12 protein-coding genes and 1 tRNA gene are annotated in these 16,693 nt (G+C 42.0%); all 13 read right to left on the reverse strand.

Translation table 11 applies throughout. From position 1 onward, the window contains the following. Positions 1-7: 7 nt before the first annotated feature. The 13 genes from CD00_RS0108015 to CD00_RS0108075 all read right to left on the reverse strand — a co-directional run bounded on the left by CD00_RS0108015 (position 8) and on the right by CD00_RS0108075 (position 16,685). Positions 8-1,264, reverse strand: coding sequence for an SH3 domain-containing protein (locus CD00_RS0108015; RefSeq protein WP_207640465.1), 1,257 nt, complete (start codon positions 1,262-1,264; stop codon positions 8-10). 121 nt (positions 1,265-1,385) lie between these two features. Beyond that, a complete protein-coding gene (locus tag CD00_RS0108020; RefSeq protein ID WP_026655499.1) occupies positions 1,386-2,657 on the reverse strand; it encodes an SH3 domain-containing protein in 1,272 nt (423 codons plus the stop codon). A gap of 53 nt (positions 2,658-2,710) precedes the next feature. Continuing rightward, positions 2,711-2,782 (reverse strand) — tRNA-Arg (locus CD00_RS0108025). A 111-nt stretch (positions 2,783-2,893) separates the two neighbouring features. Then, positions 2,894-4,159 (reverse strand): SH3 domain-containing protein, encoded by a 1,266-nt coding sequence (locus CD00_RS0108030; RefSeq protein ID WP_026655500.1) that lies wholly within the window; start codon positions 4,157-4,159, stop codon positions 2,894-2,896. A 145-nt stretch (positions 4,160-4,304) separates the two neighbouring features. Further along, positions 4,305-4,955, reverse strand: coding sequence for a DUF5688 family protein (locus tag CD00_RS0108035; RefSeq protein ID WP_026655501.1), 651 nt, complete (start codon positions 4,953-4,955; stop codon positions 4,305-4,307). 130 nt (positions 4,956-5,085) lie between these two features. Continuing rightward, positions 5,086-5,643, reverse strand: coding sequence for an elongation factor P (gene efp / locus CD00_RS0108040; protein ID WP_026655502.1), 558 nt, complete (start codon positions 5,641-5,643; stop codon positions 5,086-5,088). A 65-nt stretch (positions 5,644-5,708) separates the two neighbouring features. Next, on the reverse strand, positions 5,709-6,173 hold the full coding sequence (locus CD00_RS0108045) for a hypothetical protein (protein WP_026655503.1): 465 nt from the start codon (positions 6,171-6,173) through the stop codon (positions 5,709-5,711). Between the two features lie 97 nt (positions 6,174-6,270). Further along, the gene (locus CD00_RS0108050) at positions 6,271-6,891 is read right to left on the reverse strand and encodes a L,D-transpeptidase (protein ID WP_026655504.1); all 621 of its coding nucleotides are present in this window, start codon (positions 6,889-6,891) and stop codon (positions 6,271-6,273) included. Between the two features lie 158 nt (positions 6,892-7,049). Then, a complete protein-coding gene (locus CD00_RS0108055; RefSeq protein WP_026655505.1) occupies positions 7,050-7,490 on the reverse strand; it encodes a type II 3-dehydroquinate dehydratase in 441 nt (146 codons plus the stop codon). A gap of 48 nt (positions 7,491-7,538) precedes the next feature. Next, positions 7,539-8,111 carry a DUF1961 family protein gene (locus tag CD00_RS17720; RefSeq protein WP_051199038.1) on the reverse strand — a complete coding sequence of 191 codons (573 nt, stop codon included), beginning with the start codon at positions 8,109-8,111 and terminating at the stop codon, positions 7,539-7,541. 201 nt (positions 8,112-8,312) lie between these two features. Then, positions 8,313-11,579, reverse strand: a complete 3,267-nt coding sequence (gene carB, locus CD00_RS0108065; protein ID WP_026655507.1) for a carbamoyl-phosphate synthase large subunit — start codon at positions 11,577-11,579, stop codon at positions 8,313-8,315. Next, entirely contained in the window at positions 11,579-12,799 is a 1,221-nt protein-coding gene (locus CD00_RS0108070; RefSeq protein WP_026655508.1) for a carbamoyl phosphate synthase small subunit, read from the reverse strand. The genes carB and CD00_RS0108070 overlap by 1 nt, the downstream gene beginning before the upstream one ends. Positions 12,800-12,878: 79 nt before the next feature. Then, positions 12,879-16,685, reverse strand: coding sequence for a phosphoribosylformylglycinamidine synthase (locus CD00_RS0108075; RefSeq protein ID WP_026655509.1), 3,807 nt, complete (start codon positions 16,683-16,685; stop codon positions 12,879-12,881). Between the last annotated feature and the right edge of the window lie 8 nt (positions 16,686-16,693).

Raw genomic sequence — 16,693 nt, forward strand, 5'->3', positions numbered from 1 at the left:
CTCCGTATTACTGGTCGATAAATTCACTCTTAATATATCCTGTCTGTCCCTCATATTCAACTTTTGACCATCCGGATGGAAGATTCTCAAGCACTTTAACAGTTGCTCCCTTATCCATGCTGGTCAGAATAGCGGAATCTGTTCCCTGTCCGCTACGGAGTCTGACTGAATCTCCATTTACAGTCTTTGTCTCGCCTTTTCCATCTGATTTGTTATCTTTAGTATCAGTGTTTTTATCATCAGTGTCTTTTTTATCTGACGAACTATCTTCTGCACTGTTATCTGTAGATTCTGAAGAAGCATCATTTGCAGCTTCTTCGGATTGCTCATCATCTGCACCGGATCCGTCATCGATAAGCTCAAAATACTCCGACTTTACATATGCTTCAATGGTCTCTCCATTTCTCTCATAAGAGATCTTGCTCCATCCGTTGGGAAGTTTCTCGATTTCCTGATATTCCTTACCTATCTCAGTCTTCTCAATAACTTCTGCCTCTGTACTGTCACTCGCTCTGATATTTACAATATCGGTAGCTCTGATAATACGCACCTGGTGCGCATCAATATTTTGCCACTCTTCTTTCTTTTTCTCATCAGCAATTGCAGCATTGGCCTTTGCCTTATCTTCCAATCCATCTTCCACTTTCTTCTTGATTGCAGTGCTCTTTGCCGCAAGAAACGATGAAAGAGATTCATCAGAATTTAGTATCTCATTATATTCAGATGAAACCTTATTGTTAAGATCGATCACATCTGCCTGGGCATTCAGTGCTTTAACATACTCAATGACCGTCTGATCATCCGTATCACCGCATATGTATAACTCTCCGTTTTCCGTGTTGGTACAAATATACAGCGTTTCCAAACCGGGTAATGCTTCGTCGTAATCAGCAAGCTTTACCAGCTGATATATAAATGCAATATAACTGTTGGGAACGGGACCGGGCTTAGTATATACCCTGATTGAATCATATCTCTCGATGATTTCGCTTAAAGCCTCAGCCTTTATTCCCTGCGAATTATCAAATCCTTTGTAGATACTGTTTACTTCATCCGCATTGCCTTCAATGATAGCAGTATAGTACCTGCTGATAAGATTAATTATATCGGGATCAGTACACTCTTCAAGAGCGCTCTCCTCAATCTGATTTGATCCGCCCATGGAGGCTTTACCGGCCTTAAGTGCAGAATTGGACACCATAAGATTTGCCTTATATGAAACTGCTACAGTTACAAATGCAGCGGCAAAAAATATTATAGGCATAAAAATGTTTTTATTGTCGGAAAAAAACGACCCTTCTCTATGCCTTACATTTCTCACTTCTGCAGATTGATTTTTCTTTTTTCGTTTCATGATCTACCCCTGCCCGACGACGACTTACTTATCAGCCGTCGATAAACTCGCTCTTAATATATCCTGTCTTTCCATCATATTCAACTTTTGACCATCCGTTAGAATATCCCTCGATTACCTTAACAGTTGAGCCCTTATCCATAGTAGCCAGGATAGCTGAATCGGTTCCCTGTCCCTTACGCAGTCTGACAGAGTCACCTTTTATCTTCTTGCTTTCATTTTTGGCTGTCGCATTACCGTCTGCTGAATTCGATGCAGCATCTGATGATGTATCTGCCTGTCCCTCACCAACTTCGGTTCCGTTATCGATTCTTTCAAAGAATTCTGTCTTTACAAAAGCTTCGCCGCCGTTATATTCGATCTTACTCCAACCATTTGGCTGTGCTTCAATCTCTGTAAGTTCATCACCGGCTTCAACCTTACCGATTTCCTCGGCGTCCGTACTGTCGCCTTTTCTGACTTTTACATTATCCTTAGCTTTGATAGTGTGAGTAGTCGGCACCTCAGCGTCCATAGAAGCTCCGTCTGAAGCAGCCTCTCCCGAGTTGTCCGCAGATGCATCTCCTGATGACTGATCAACCATTGCTTCAGCCACCTTAGCCTGAATATCTTTTCTCATGTTTGTAAGCTGTGCCGCAAGATTTTCATCGTCATTAATCATCTCGTTATATTCAGACGCAACCTTATTGTTAAGATCGATTACATCAGCCTGAACACTAAGAGACTTAATATAATTAATGATGGTCTCATCCTCTGAATCACCATTAATATACACTTCTCCGTTCTCATCTGTACATACATAAAGTGTTTCAAGTCCCGGAAGAGCCTTGTCATAATCATACAGCTTAACCATATTATAAACATATGCTATATAACTGTTCTGAATCGGCCCCGGCTTTGTATATACCTTGATTGAATCATATTTTTCGATAAATCTGGATATAGCCTCTGCCTTAAGTCCCTGCGTATTATCAAGTCCTCTGTAGATATTATTGACTTCTTCCTTATTTCCGTCAGCCATAGCCTGATAATATCTGTTAACGAGATCTACTATGTTCTGATCTTGGCATTCTTCCATTGTGATTTCCTGAATCTCATTCACTTCTCCAACCGAAGAATTATCACCCGCCAATGCATCTTCAGAAGCCGTGCGGTTTGCCTTAAATACAATTACTACAGTTATAAGGACCGCAATAAAAAAAATAACCGGCATGAGAAACTTCTTATTATCGGCAAATATCGCCAAAATACCGGTTCTATCATTTCTCCAGCCTGTAACTTGACTACGCTTTCTTTGTTTCATGCTCTACCCCTGATCGTTTCTTAATAGAGAATGCATTACACTCTCAAAGCAAATACACCCGACAGGAATCGAACCTGCATTAAAGGCGTCGGAGGCCTCCGTTCTATCCATTAGACTACGGGTGCATACCCAACAATAATACCATATGGGCATTGCAATGTCCAACCGGAGCGAACTTACAGGTTTAATGATTCCAGCCGATGTGTATATTTTTTAAATCTTTAATTACCTCCGTATCACTGCTCAATAAATTCTGTCTTTACGTAACCTGTCTGTCCCTGATACTCAACCTTTGACCAACCGTTATCGCAATTTTCGATAACACTTACGGTTACTCCCTTGTCAAGGCAAGCAAGTACAGCAGAATCCGTTCCCTGTCCTTTACGAAGATTTACTGCATCATTTTTGATCTTCTTGTTTCCTAATTTTCCATTTGCACTATCTGCATTATTATTAGCTTCCGTTGTATCGGATGAATCATTCTGTCCATCACCCGCCTGCTCATCAACACGATCAAAGAACTCTGTCTTTACGAAAGCTTCTCCGCCATTGTATTCGATCTTACTCCATCCGTTAGGCTGAGCTTCGATCTCTACAAGTTCCTGGCCGGCTTCAGTCTTACCAAGTTCTTCGGCATCTGTGCTGTCTCCTTTTCTGATCTTAACAACTTCTCTTGCTTTAATAGTATGAGTAGTAGGCGCCTCCGGTTCCTGTGATGCCTCTTCAGAAGCAGCATCACCCGCCTCATCTGTAGATGCATCGGCATTTGCCTGATTAACCATGGCTTCTCCCATAGCTGACTTAAGATCATTCCTCATAGCTGTAAGCTGTGCTGCAAGATTCTCATCCGAATTTATAAGTTCATTGTACTCAGACGCAACCTTATTATTGAGATCGATAACATCAGTCTGTACGCTAAGAGATTTAATATAATCAATGATCATCTGATCTTCAGAATAAGCATCAAAATATAAATCCCCGTTTTCATCTGTACAGATGTACAACGTTTCAAGACCGGGCAGAGCTTTATCATAATTTACCAGTTTAACCATATTGTACACATATGCAATGTAACTGTTGGGAACCGGACCGGGCTTAGTATATACAGTAATAGATTCATACTTCTCAATAAACTGTGATATTGCCTCTGCCTTAAGTCCCTGTGTATCATCAAGTCCCTTGTAAATACTGTTTACTACATCCTTATTTCCTTCAGCCTGTGCCTGATAATATGAATTAACAAGATCGATTATTTTCTGATCCTTACACTCTTCCATCTTGATCTCTTCAACTTCTTTTACATCTTCCATGGAAGCCTTGTTTACTTTCAGTGCCGACTCAGATGCCATAGTATTTGCCTTATGTGCTACAGCTACAGTTATAAGAACTGCTACCAAAAAGATTCCAGGCATAAGAAACTTCTTGTTATCGGCAAACACTGCCAATACCCCCTGTCTGTCGTTTCTCCATCCTGTTACTTGATTTCTTCTTTTTCGTTTCATGATCTACCCCTACCCTCTATGCGTTGTTGTGCATAATATTTTGTTGCAAAACAATTAATCTAATTACAATATATATTTTAACATTTAATGAAGATAAAATAAAGTATAATATATATTCAGTATTTATGCACGTTTCAGCGCACACTTATTCACAAACGGCGAGATTTCCTACACTTTTTTCATAGTAATAAATCTTATCGCTCAAAAATTCTTCTCTTGTAAGCACTCCTGCGTTGACTTGGCGCACTATTGATTCAAGCATTTCTGCTTCATTTTCATCGCCTCGTTCCGGCAAAACCAAGACTTCATGCACCGATGCAGGAAGAACATACAGGTTTTTCCCGTATTTATCGGATATTTTCTCAAGTACTCCCGGATATAATATGGCACCTGCTCCATAATTCTGTTCTTTGTTAGAAACTATGATGATATTTTGTAAAAACCCAGAATTGTTAATATATTCTTCACCAAGAAAATCAGACATACTTACCAACTTTATCCGGGATATTTTTGCAGCATTCTCTATAAGGTTTTCCCATAATCTGTCATAGGTTATTCCCCAAAGATCCAGATGCGAATTCTTTATGGTAATATGTCCTTCTCCTATTTCAGCGTTTCTTACCATACATATAGGCACCATTGCAAGATCTTCAAATTTACGGTAGGGAATATCTTCAAGATACTCCAAATTATCTTTAATACCAATTAATTTAAATGACAATTTATCCTCAACGCCATCAAAGCTTCCAAAGAAACTTAAATCAATATTTCCATTATTTACTATAATATTTCTCATTAATATCTCTCCTAAAAAAATAAAAGACAATAGCTTGCGCATATATAAATGCGAAATCTATTGTCTTACATTTGTTTCTTTATAAATTTAATATGACCGTTTTACGTGTCAGTTAGGTATTGTGTCCAGATTATACTCTTGAAAGATACTCGCCGGTTCTTGTATCAATCTTAATTACGTCTCCTTCGTTAACGAAGAGAGGAACTGCTACTGTAGCACCGGTCTCAACTGTTGCAGGCTTTGTAGCACCTGTTGCTGTATCACCCTTGAATCCGGGCTCAGTCTCTGAAATAGTAAGCTCTACGAACATAGGAGGCTCAACTGCGAATACGTTTCCGTTATAAGAGTTAACCTTGCAGATCTCGTTCTCTTTAACGAACTTGAGAGAATCTCCGATCTGATCTGCTGTAAGTCCGATCTGCTCATAAGTCTCGGAATCCATAAAGTTGTAAATATCTCCATCCTGATAAAGATACTGCATATCCTTCTTGTCGATACGAGCTGCAGGGAACTTCTCAGTGGGGCGGAAAGTTGTCTCTTTAACACCACCGTTGATGATATCCTTGAGCTTAGTTCTTACGAAAGCAGCGCCTTTACCGGGCTTAACGTGCTGGAATTCAATAATCTGACATACATTGCCATCGATTTCGATGGTCATACCATTTCTGAAATCACTTGCAGAAATCATATAATAATCCTCCTAAAACTTTACATCAAACAACTAGTTTATATTAAACTATAGGATTTGATTTTTCAACTATTTTTTTCATCTTCTCCGTTATTATCTATATCAAATATTGAGCTGCGTATCATATTTGTATAGAACGGATTCATGCTGTTTGCAGCAATTTCTCTCTGTGTCTGATGCTCCGATACTTTAATTACATCAGTATTAAATCTACTGTGTGAAGCGATATTGTCAGCGATCATGCTGCCTATATCAAACTTGGGAAACGGAACGGTTGTATCTATACGCCTTGCACTATCCGATTCAGCTGTAGTTGCTGTATTTTTCGCAGGCGAAATATCTGCCTTATCATAATTATATGGATAAGCTGCCGGGGGATCCATGCTACCAAGCAACGACTTAAATGCGCCTTCACCTGAAATGCCCTCGGTTTTCTTCTGCGTTTCATCAAGCATAGCCTTATTAAGATACTTTTCAAAAAGGCCGCTCAGATTGGGATCAAAAGCCGTCTCGCTTTTTTTTCTGCGCAAGAAGCTTATTGGTATCGGATATAGAGTTTAAATACTTATTTACCGATCCTGTAATTGCAGACAGATCAAATTCCATCTCATTTCCCCTCAAAATATTTTAGTGAACGATAACCGCCGTACCTACGTCTATCATATCATACAATTCGTAAGCCGTCTCGGTAGGAAGATTTACACATCCGTGAGATCCGTCGGATTTATAGATATTTCCGCCAAACTTGCTTCTCCAATTTGCATCATGAAGTCCGACATTTCCTGTAAATCTCATCCATCTGTCTACCCATACGTTCCATGTGGGTCCTACAAGATATTTTCCCGGAATCTTGGTTCTTAAAACAAAACTGCCCTTCGGAGTTGAATTACCCGTGTTTGGATTACCTGTAACACAAGATGATGATAAAACGACCTCTCCGTCTTTGTAATAGGTCATCGTCTGGTTTGCGATATCAACATCAACATATGTATCGATTGAACAAGAAGCCACGCCTGTTGCCTCTTCTGCAGCATTCTTAAATCTTCCCTCATTCATTCCAAAATTGAGGTAATGACAGTAAAGATCTATCGGTTTGCTTCCAATAACCGCACGAACATCGGGATATGCATTGGCATAATATTCTGCATCAAAATCATCTGTATCACTCGCGTGTGAAGGCACTGTACATATTATGTTCAAAAATAATACCGCGAAAACAAGTGCACTCATTCTTATAATAGTTTTCATACTATAACTCCTTTAAAGAAATATTTATTCACATACGTAATATCTCCTTAACAATTTAACACATTATAAGCATAAGTCAATCATTCGTGGTTATATTTTATAAATTATTTTTTTAGAAATCATCATCTAAAGCGTTCGTTTAGCCTTATATAATATATTTATTTAAGCTTGATCTCTTTAATATAATCAATCGCTTCAAGATAACCGTCAAGACCGTGTCCATATATCTGCTTATCGCAGGCAGGTGCTGTCACGGACACTTTTCTAAACTCTTCTCTGGAACTGATATCCGAAATGTGCACTTCCACTTTTGTGATATTCTCAAGACTCTTTAGAGCATCGTGAATGGCATAGCTGTAATGTGTATATGCGCCCGGATTTATTACTATTCCGTCGGTTCCGTCAAAATACGCTTCCTGGAGCCTGTCTATTATCGCACCTTCATGATTGGACTGGAAAAGAATTACTTCATCTTTTTCAGCATTCGCTTTCTCTTTGATCATATTGCAAAGATAGTCATAATCCTGATTTCCGTAGATTGCTTTCTCCCTGATCCCAAGAAAATTCAGATTAGGCCCGTTTATTACAAGTATTTTCATCGTTCACATCTCCCTATCATTAAGATATACAAAATATTTCGCTTAATATTATATCCAAGTAACCCTGAGATTCCTATACTCGGCTGTAAGCTCGCTGCTTTGCTTAAATCCGATGCTTCCGCCCGTAAGTATATCTCCGCTGGTAATACCGTCATCCCTGAAATCAAGAATAACTGTCTCATTTTCTGAAAAAGTCACCCTGTTTCCCTGCTTAATAACGCACATTCTGTACCATGGAAGATCTTCCGACGCATCGGGAATAGGATCCGGCCCTTCCGCCACGATAAACTCCCCTTTGTCCTTTATGAGTTTACACATATGAAAAGCCCTGTCTTTATCGTTTTTTCTTCTGAAATATGAGACATAAAAAGCATTATCATCCTTAATCGCAAAAATAAACGTAGCTTCTCCGGGCTCCTTAAGCGGTCTGAACTCCCATTCAACCTTGATATCTGCAGGAAAAGAAACAGGACACCACAAAACTACCGGCATATCATTTGCTCTTTTGCCCGAAAGCCTCATGGCATTGTTCTCAAAAGATATCTCGGCGATGTGCTCACACACAAAATCTTTAATATTTTCTTGTATTCCAAGCGGATTTTCGTAGATTAATTTAGACATATTTTTTCCCCATAGCTCATTGCATAATTATAGCATATCTTGGCGCTTCTCGGGGAATAAATGTTAAAAAGAAATTTATATCATCACATTTTCAGAATAAAGAATTCCCGGCCTTAACCAAATAAGACCGGGAATTAAACTACTTAGAAATATACTGATTTTAACCAGTTATACTTAATATTTTATATACTTTAGCACCGCTTAAATCTTTGCGATATCAACAAGCTCAAGTCCTTCTTCCGTGCTCTCGTTCTCAAGACTTGTAACAAGGGCTTTTGCGGTATCAAGGGCTGTAATAACATTTACGCCTGTCTCGATAGCGGTTCTTCTGATAAGGAATCCGTCACGGCTCTTATCTCTTCCCTGTGTAGGTGTATCGATAACAAGATCGATCTTGTGTCCGAGTATAAGGTCGATGACCGTAGGTGATTCCTGGTTGATACGATTGATTTTTCTTGCCTTTACGCCGTTCTCTGTGAGCGTATCAGCCGTTGATCTTGTAGCGTAAATGATATAGCCAAGCTTCTCATAACGTCTTGCAATATCGATGATCTCGCCCTTATCGGAATCCTTAACAGTGATGATCATCTGCTTATATTTAGGAAGGTTGACTCCCGCACCAAGGAATGCCTTATAAAGAGCTTCGTTAAAGTTCTTACTGATGCCGAGACACTCACCTGTAGACTTCATCTCAGGTCCAAGACTGATCTCAGCGCCTCTGATCTTCTCAAATGAGAATACGGGCATCTTGATAGCCACGTAACCCGCTTCAGGCTGAAGTCCGGGTGTATATCCGAGGTCTTTGAGCTTCTTTCCGAGCATTACTTCTGCAGCGAGGTCAACAATCGGAATACCTGTTACCTTACTGATATAAGGAACTGTACGTGATGATCTTGGATTAGCCTCGATGATATAAACATCATCTCCTACAGCGATGAACTGTACATTTATAAGTCCTATTACATGAAGAGCCTTTGCAAGTCTTCTTGTATATTCAGCAATTGTCTGCTTAACCTTATCGGAAAGAGACTGTGCGGGATATACAGAGATTGAATCTCCTGAGTGGATACCCGATCTCTCGATATGTTCCATGATACCGGGGATAACGATATCTTCTCCGTCGCAAACCGCATCAACTTCAGTCTCAACACCCTGAAGGTACTTATCTACAAGGATAGGATGATCCTGCGCATATCTGTTGATGATGTTCATGAACTCTTCTATCTCTTCATCGCAAAGAGCAATCTGCATGCCCTGTCCGCCAAGTACGTAAGAAGGTCTTACGAGTACGGGATATCCGAGGCGGTTGGCAACTTCTTTTGCTTCCTCTGCAGTATAAACAGTAGCACCCTGTGCGCGCTTGATCTGAGTCTCTTCAAGAATCTGATCGAAGATCTCTCTGTCTTCTGCCGCATCTACGTCCTTAGCATCTGTTCCGTAGATCTTTACGCCCATCTTCATGAGATCCTGAGTGAGCTTGATAGCTGTCTGTCCGCCGAACTGAACAACCGCTCCGTCGGGCTTCTCAAGTCTTACGATATTCTCAACATCCTCGGGTGTAAGAGGCTCGAAATAAAGCTTATCGGCAATATCAAAGTCTGTACTTACAGTCTCCGGGTTGTTATTTATAATGATTGTCTCAAATCCGGCTTTCTTAAATGCCCATGTTGCGTGAACAGAGCAATAGTCGAACTCGATACCCTGTCCGATTCTGATTGGGCCTGAACCGAGTACAAGGATCTTTTTCTTGTCAGTGCTACTCTTAAGTGCTGCCTCATCCTCTGAATCGGGTCCGTTGTAAACTGAGTAGTAGTAAGGTGTCTCAGCCGCAAACTCAGCCGCGCAGGTATCAACGATCTTAAATGTAGCCTTGATGTTGTAGTCATATCTGAGCTCTTTTAACACATCCTCAGAGAAGCGTGTAAATCTGCTGATAACAGCATCGGGATACTCAAGACGCTTAGCCTCAAGAAGTGTCTCAAAGCTGATGATCTTCTTTGCTTCCGCAAGGTCTGCATCCTTACCCATTGTATTCTTCTCACCGATTCTAAGAAGCTTAAGTTCCATCTTAACAAGTGAATGAAGCTTATCAATGAACCAGATGTCGATGAGTGTGATGTCATGGATCTCTTCGTGTGAGATTCCTCTTCTGAGTGCCTCTGCGATAACCCAGATTCTCTGGTCGTCTACAACTTTAAGACGCTCTCTGAGTTCTTCATCATCAAGCTCTGAGAAATCATAGCTTGTAAGGCAGTCAACATGCTGCTCAAGTGAGCGGATAGCTTTCATCATGGCACCTTCAAAGTTGGTGCAGATACTCATTACCTCACCTGTAGCTTTCATCTGCGTTGTAAGAGTTCTCTTTGCAGTGATGAATTTATCGAAAGGAAGTCTCGGGAACTTAACTACGCAGTAGTCAAGTGTAGGCTCGAAACTTGCATATGTTTTACCTGTAATTGCATTCTTGATCTCATCAAGTGTATAGCCGAGCGCGATCTTAGCCGCAACCTTAGCAATCGGATAACCTGTTGCCTTTGAAGCAAGTGCTGATGAACGGCTTACTCGAGGGTTAACCTCAATTACGCAGTACTCGAAGCTTGTGGGGTGAAGCGCGAACTGAACGTTACATCCACCTGTGATCCGGAGCTCATCAATAATATTGAGAGCTGCGCTTCTGAGCATCTGATATTCCTTATCGGAAAGTGTCTGAGAAGGAGCAACAACTATGGAGTCACCTGTATGTACGCCGACGGGATCGATATTCTCCATGTTACATACCGTGATGCAGTTTCCAGCTGAGTCACGCATTACCTCGTACTCAATCTCTTTCCATCCTGCAATACATCTCTCTACAAGAACTTCGTTTGCACGTGAAAGTCTGAGTCCGTTCTCAAGTATTTCCTCGCACTCAAGCTGATTGTGAGCGATACCGCCGCCCGATCCACCAAGTGTGAACGCAGGGCGAAGAACTACGGGATATCCGATCTTGTTTGCAAACTCAACACCATCCTGTACATTGTGAACAACAAGTGAAGCTGCACAAGGCTCACCGATTCTCTCCATGGTGTCCTTGAATTCCTGTCTGTCCTCGGCCTTTCTGATTGTCTCGGCTGTTGTTCCGAGAAGCTTTACGCCATGTGACTTAAGGAATCCTGACTCATCAAGTTCCATACCAAGGTTAAGTCCTGCCTGTCCTCCAAGTGTGGGAAGGATTGAGTCGGGCTTTTCTTTTTCAATGATCTGCTCAAGGACCTTGACTGTAAGAGGCTCGATATAAACCTCATCGGCAATGTCCTTATCTGTCATGATTGTAGCGGGGTTGGAGTTTACGAGGATAACCTCTACTCCTTCCTCTTTAAGCGAACGACATGCCTGAGTTCCTGCATAGTCAAACTCAGCAGCCTGTCCGATTACGATAGGTCCTGAACCGATTACCAGTACCTTTTTTACATCCTTATTCTTTGGCATCAGTTCTTACCTCCTACTTTTCCTTTTTTCATCATATCTATAAATCTGTCAAACAAATAGCTTGAATCCTGTGGTCCGGGGCATGCTTCGGGATGGAACTGCACTGTAAAGATGTTCTTACCAACATAAGCAAGTCCTTCGTTTGTTCCGTCGTTAACGTTTATGAAAGCAGGCTCAGCCACGTTCTTATCAAGTTTGTCCATGTCTACTACATAGCCGTGGTTCTGTGATGAGATGTAAACTCTGCCGTTTGAAAGGTCTTTTACCGGGTGGTTACCACCTCTGTGACCATACTTCATCTTGAATGTATCCGCACCTGTTGCAAGCGCCATGAGCTGATGTCCAAGGCAGATTGCAAAAATAGGTGTCTCTGAATCGTAGAGTTTCTTCACCTCTTTAATAACATCCACACACTCCTTCGGGTCTCCGGGGCCGTTTGAAAGCATGATACCGTCGGGAGCATCCTCGAGGATCTCCTCAGCCGTTGTATTTGAAGGATAGATTGTAACATCACATCCTCTTGCTGCAAGTGAATCTGCAATATTCTTCTTGGCGCCTACGTCGAGAAGTGCTACCTTGAGGCCTTTTCCGTTAAGCTCTTTAACAATTGCAGGTCTCTTTTCTCTTTTTGAATGATCTCCTGCAAGATCGGCCTTGTAGTTCTCTGCATTAAATACCGCACTTCCTGAAAGAGGTCCGTTCTCTTCAAGGCTTGAAACACCCTTTAAGAACTTCTTTTCTTTGCAGGAAACCTTGCTTACAACATCGCCTGTTGTATAAGCGTGAAGTTTTTCCTTGATATCATCGTACTTTAAGTTCTTGTTTGTTGTGATGATACCGTTCATTGTTCCCTTTTCTCTGAGGATTCTTACAAGTTTTCTTGTATCGATTCCTTCGATTCCGGGAATCTCGTATTTATCCATAAAGTCCTGAATGGACATGTCGCAGCGGAAGTTTGAAGGTATATGAGAAAGCTCTCTTACGATGATCGCATCAACCCAGGGTCTCTCTGATTCCATATCATCGAGACAAACTCCGTAGTTTCCGATAAGCGGATAAGTCATACATACCGCCTGTCCTGCGTAGGAAGGATCTGTGAATACCTCTGTATATCCTGCCATAGATGTGTTAAAAACAATCTCGCTTATCACATCTTTATCTGCACCTATGTGCTTGCCTTCAAAGACTGTTCCGTCTTCTAATATCAAAAAAGCTTCCATTACTACCTCCGATTTTCTATGCTAAAGTTCTGTCTTGTTAAAGCCCCCCGGTCTTACTATGACCAAGACCTTTTTTCAATTACTTGAAGTACTTAACACCTGACTCAAATATCTTAATATCCTGATCTCCGAAGATGTTTACGGCTACGCCGTCGCCTCTTCTCTCTGAGTGAGCCATCTTACCAAGGCATCTTCCATCAGGTGAAAGAATACCTTCAACTGCTCTGTAAGATCCGTTGATATTCCACTCATCATCCATTGTTACATTGCCTTCAAGGTCGCAGTACTGTGTTGCAATCTGGCCGTTCTTGAAAAGTTCATCAAGAACCGCATCGGGAGCAACAAATCTTCCCTCTCCGTGAGAAGCAGGGTTTGTATATACTCCGCCGAGCTTTGCTTCCCGGAGCCAAGGTGAATTGTTTGAAACCACCTTGATATATGCCATCTTGGAAATGTGTCTTCCGATGGTATTGAATGTAAGTGTAGGTGAATCCTGAGTCTGGCCTGTAATCTTTCCGTTAGGAACAAGTCCGAGCTTTATCATAGCCTGGAAACCGTTACAGATACCAAGCGCAAGGCCATCTCTATTCTGTAAGAGGTCTTCAACCGCCTCTTTTATCTCCTGATTCTGGAACGCTGTCGCAAAGAACTTAGCACTTCCGTCAGGTTCGTCACCGGCTGAAAATCCACCGGGGAACATGATGATCTGTGCATCCTTTATAGCTTTCTTAAACTCTGCTACAGACTCCACGATATCCTCTGCATTTCTGTTCTTGAATATCTTGATGTTTGTATTTGCGCCTGCTCTCTCGAATGCCTGGGCACTGTCGTACTCACAGTTACTTCCGGGGAAGACAGGGATGAATACTGTAGGCTTTGCAACCTTATTCTTGCATACATATACGCTGTCAGCCTTAAACAGAGGGCTTTCTACAGCTGTCTTTTCCTCATTTACGGTTGAAGGGAATACCTTTTCGAGGCTTCCTTTCCATGCTGCAAGAGCTTCATCCATTGTGATAACCGCTCCCTGAACCTCGAATGCAGCATTGTCAGTAACTTCACCGACAAGGCGTGCGCCTGCTACCTTGAGTGCATCCTCAAGCTTATCTGCACTGACTTCCGCAACGATGTCAGCCATATCGTTTGTAAAGAGCTCTTCTGCCTTGATACCGGCATCAATCTTTACTCCGAGGCCGTTACCGAATGCCATCTTACTTACTGCAGCGGCGATTCCGTAGCTGTCCTCAGCATATGCTGAAACGATACTTCCGTTTCTCATAAGCTCTGTAATTGCACTATATATCTCCATGACCTTATCGTAATCGGGAAGGTCATATGAATCTCTGGGAAGCTTGAACTGTACAAGCTTGTTTCCTGCCTTTTTAAGCTCAGGTGTGATAACATCCGAAAGCTTTGCAACATCTACCGCAAAAGATACGAGTGTAGGCGGAACGTTGATCTCATTAAAGGATCCTGACATTGAATCCTTACCACCTATTGAAGCGATTCCGAAACGAAGCTGTGCTTCAAAAGCTCCGAGGAGTGCTGTGAAAGGCTCGCTCCAACGCTGCGCATCTTCGGTCATTCTCTTGAAGTATTCCTGGAATGTGAAGTGGAGCTTCTTATAATCACCACCTGATGCAACTATTCTTGATACAGACTCTGTTACTGCATAAGCAGCTCCATGATAAGGGCTCCAACTTGAAAGATAAGGATCGAAGCCGTAGCTCATCATTGTTACCGTGTCAGTCTTTCCTGAAAGAACAGGAAGCTTTGCGATCATTGTCTGTGTCTCTGTAAGCTGGTACTTTCCACCGTAAGGCATAAGAACCGATCCTGCGCCGATTGATGAATCGAACATTTCTACAAGACCTTTCTGTGAGCATACGTTGAGGTCCTGAAGCTGTGCTATCCATGCAGCCTTAGCGTCATTACCTGAAAGTGCAGACTTAACTTTATCTGATGCTACTTTATTGAAGTAGTTATCATTTTCCTTAGGAAGGTCAACTTTAACCTTTGTCTCCTGATGTGCTCCGTTTGTATCAAGGAATGCTCTCTTTAAGTTAACGATCTTCTTGCCTCTCCAGTTGAGCACAAGTCTGGGATCTTCTGTTACAACGGCAACCTTAACCGCCTCAAGGTTCTCCTCTGCCGCATAGCCAAGGAACTTCTCTGCATCGGCAGGAGCAACAACAACTGCCATTCTCTCCTGTGACTCAGAAATAGCAAGCTCTGTTCCGTCAAGACCTGCATACTTCTTGGGTACAAGATCAAGGTTGATATCAAGACCGGGTGCAAGCTCACCGATTGCTACGGATACACCGCCGGCACCAAAGTCGTTACATTTCTTGATAAGTTCACTTACTTCAGGTCTTCTGAAAAGTCTCTGGAGTTTTCTCTCTGTAGGTGCATTACCCTTCTGAACTTCTGCTCCGCAACTTGTAAGTGACTTTGAGTCATGAGCCTTGGAAGAACCTGTAGCTCCGCCGCAGCCGTCTCTACCTGTACGTCCGCCAAGGAGAATAATGATATCTCCGGGATCTGCAGACTCTCTGATCACATGTTCCTGAGGAGCAGCACCCATAACAGCACCGATCTCCATACGCTTTGCAACGTAGCCGGGATGGTAAACTTCTTTTACATATCCTGTTGCAAGTCCGATCTGGTTACCGTATGAAGAATAACCTGATGCAGCACCGCGAACGAGCTTCTTCTGTGAAAGCTTGCCCTTCATTGTCTCAGCAACGGGAACTGTAGGATCTGCAGCACCTGTTACGCGCATTGCCTGATATACATATCCTCTTCCTGAAAGCGGATCTCTGATAGCACCGCCAAGACATGTTGCAGCGCCACCGAAAGGCTCGATCTCAGTAGGATGGTTGTGTGTCTCATTCTTGAAGAACACAAGCCAGTTCTCTCTCTTTGTTCCCTCGCCGTAATCTACGTCGATAGGTACAACAACTGTGCAGGCATTGTTCTCTTCAGACTCTTCCATGTCTGTGAGCTTTCCGTCCTTCTTGAGCTTCTTCATTCCCATAAGTGCGATATCCATAAGGGAAATGAACTTCTCTTTTTTCTTCTCTTCTGTCTTATAGAGGTCCTCTCTTGCTGAAAGGTACTCGTTATATGCATTAACAATAGGCTCTTTGTAGAAGCCGTCTTCGAATTCTATATCTGTGAGCTCTGTTCCGAAAGTTGTGTGACGGCAGTGGTCTGACCAGTATGTATCAAGAACTCTGATCTCAGTCATTGAAGGATCGCGGTTCTCATCATCATGGAAATATGTCTGGATCCACTTGAAATCGTTGAATGTCATTGCAAGTCCGAGTGACTCGTAGAGCTTCTTAAGCTCAGCCTCATCCATATCCTTGAATCCGTCAAAGATTTTTACATCTTCAGGTTCGTCGAATACAGAAACGAGTGTCTCAGGCTTCTTGTCAGCTGCGATTCTTGAATCTACAGGGTTCATTGTGTAATCGCAGATCTTTTTAACTTCTTCGTCGGAGACGTTACCGATAAGCATGTATGTAACTGCTGTCTTGATGACAGGCTCCTCGTCTCCCTTTATAAAGCGAACGCACTGTTCAGCTGAATCAGCTCTCTGATCGAACTGACCGGGAAGTGCTTCTATGCTGAATGTTTTGGCATTAGCCGGAACTTCGATCTCTTCTCTGTAAAGAATGTCTACAGGAGGCTCAGAAAATACTGTTGTGCAGGCTTTCTCGAACACTTCATCAGAAACATTTTCAACATCGTATCTGATGAAGATTCTTACATCCTCAACACTCTTTATTCCAAGGTAGCCCTTGATCTCAGCCTTAAGCTCCTTAGCCTTGCCTGCGTAAGGTGCTTTTTTTTCAACATAGATTCGTTTTACAGTGCTCATAATATCTC

The sequence above is a fragment of the Butyrivibrio sp. AE3003 genome (assembly GCF_000686065.1).
Lineage (GTDB): Bacteria > Bacillota > Clostridia > Lachnospirales > Lachnospiraceae > Butyrivibrio > Butyrivibrio hungatei_A.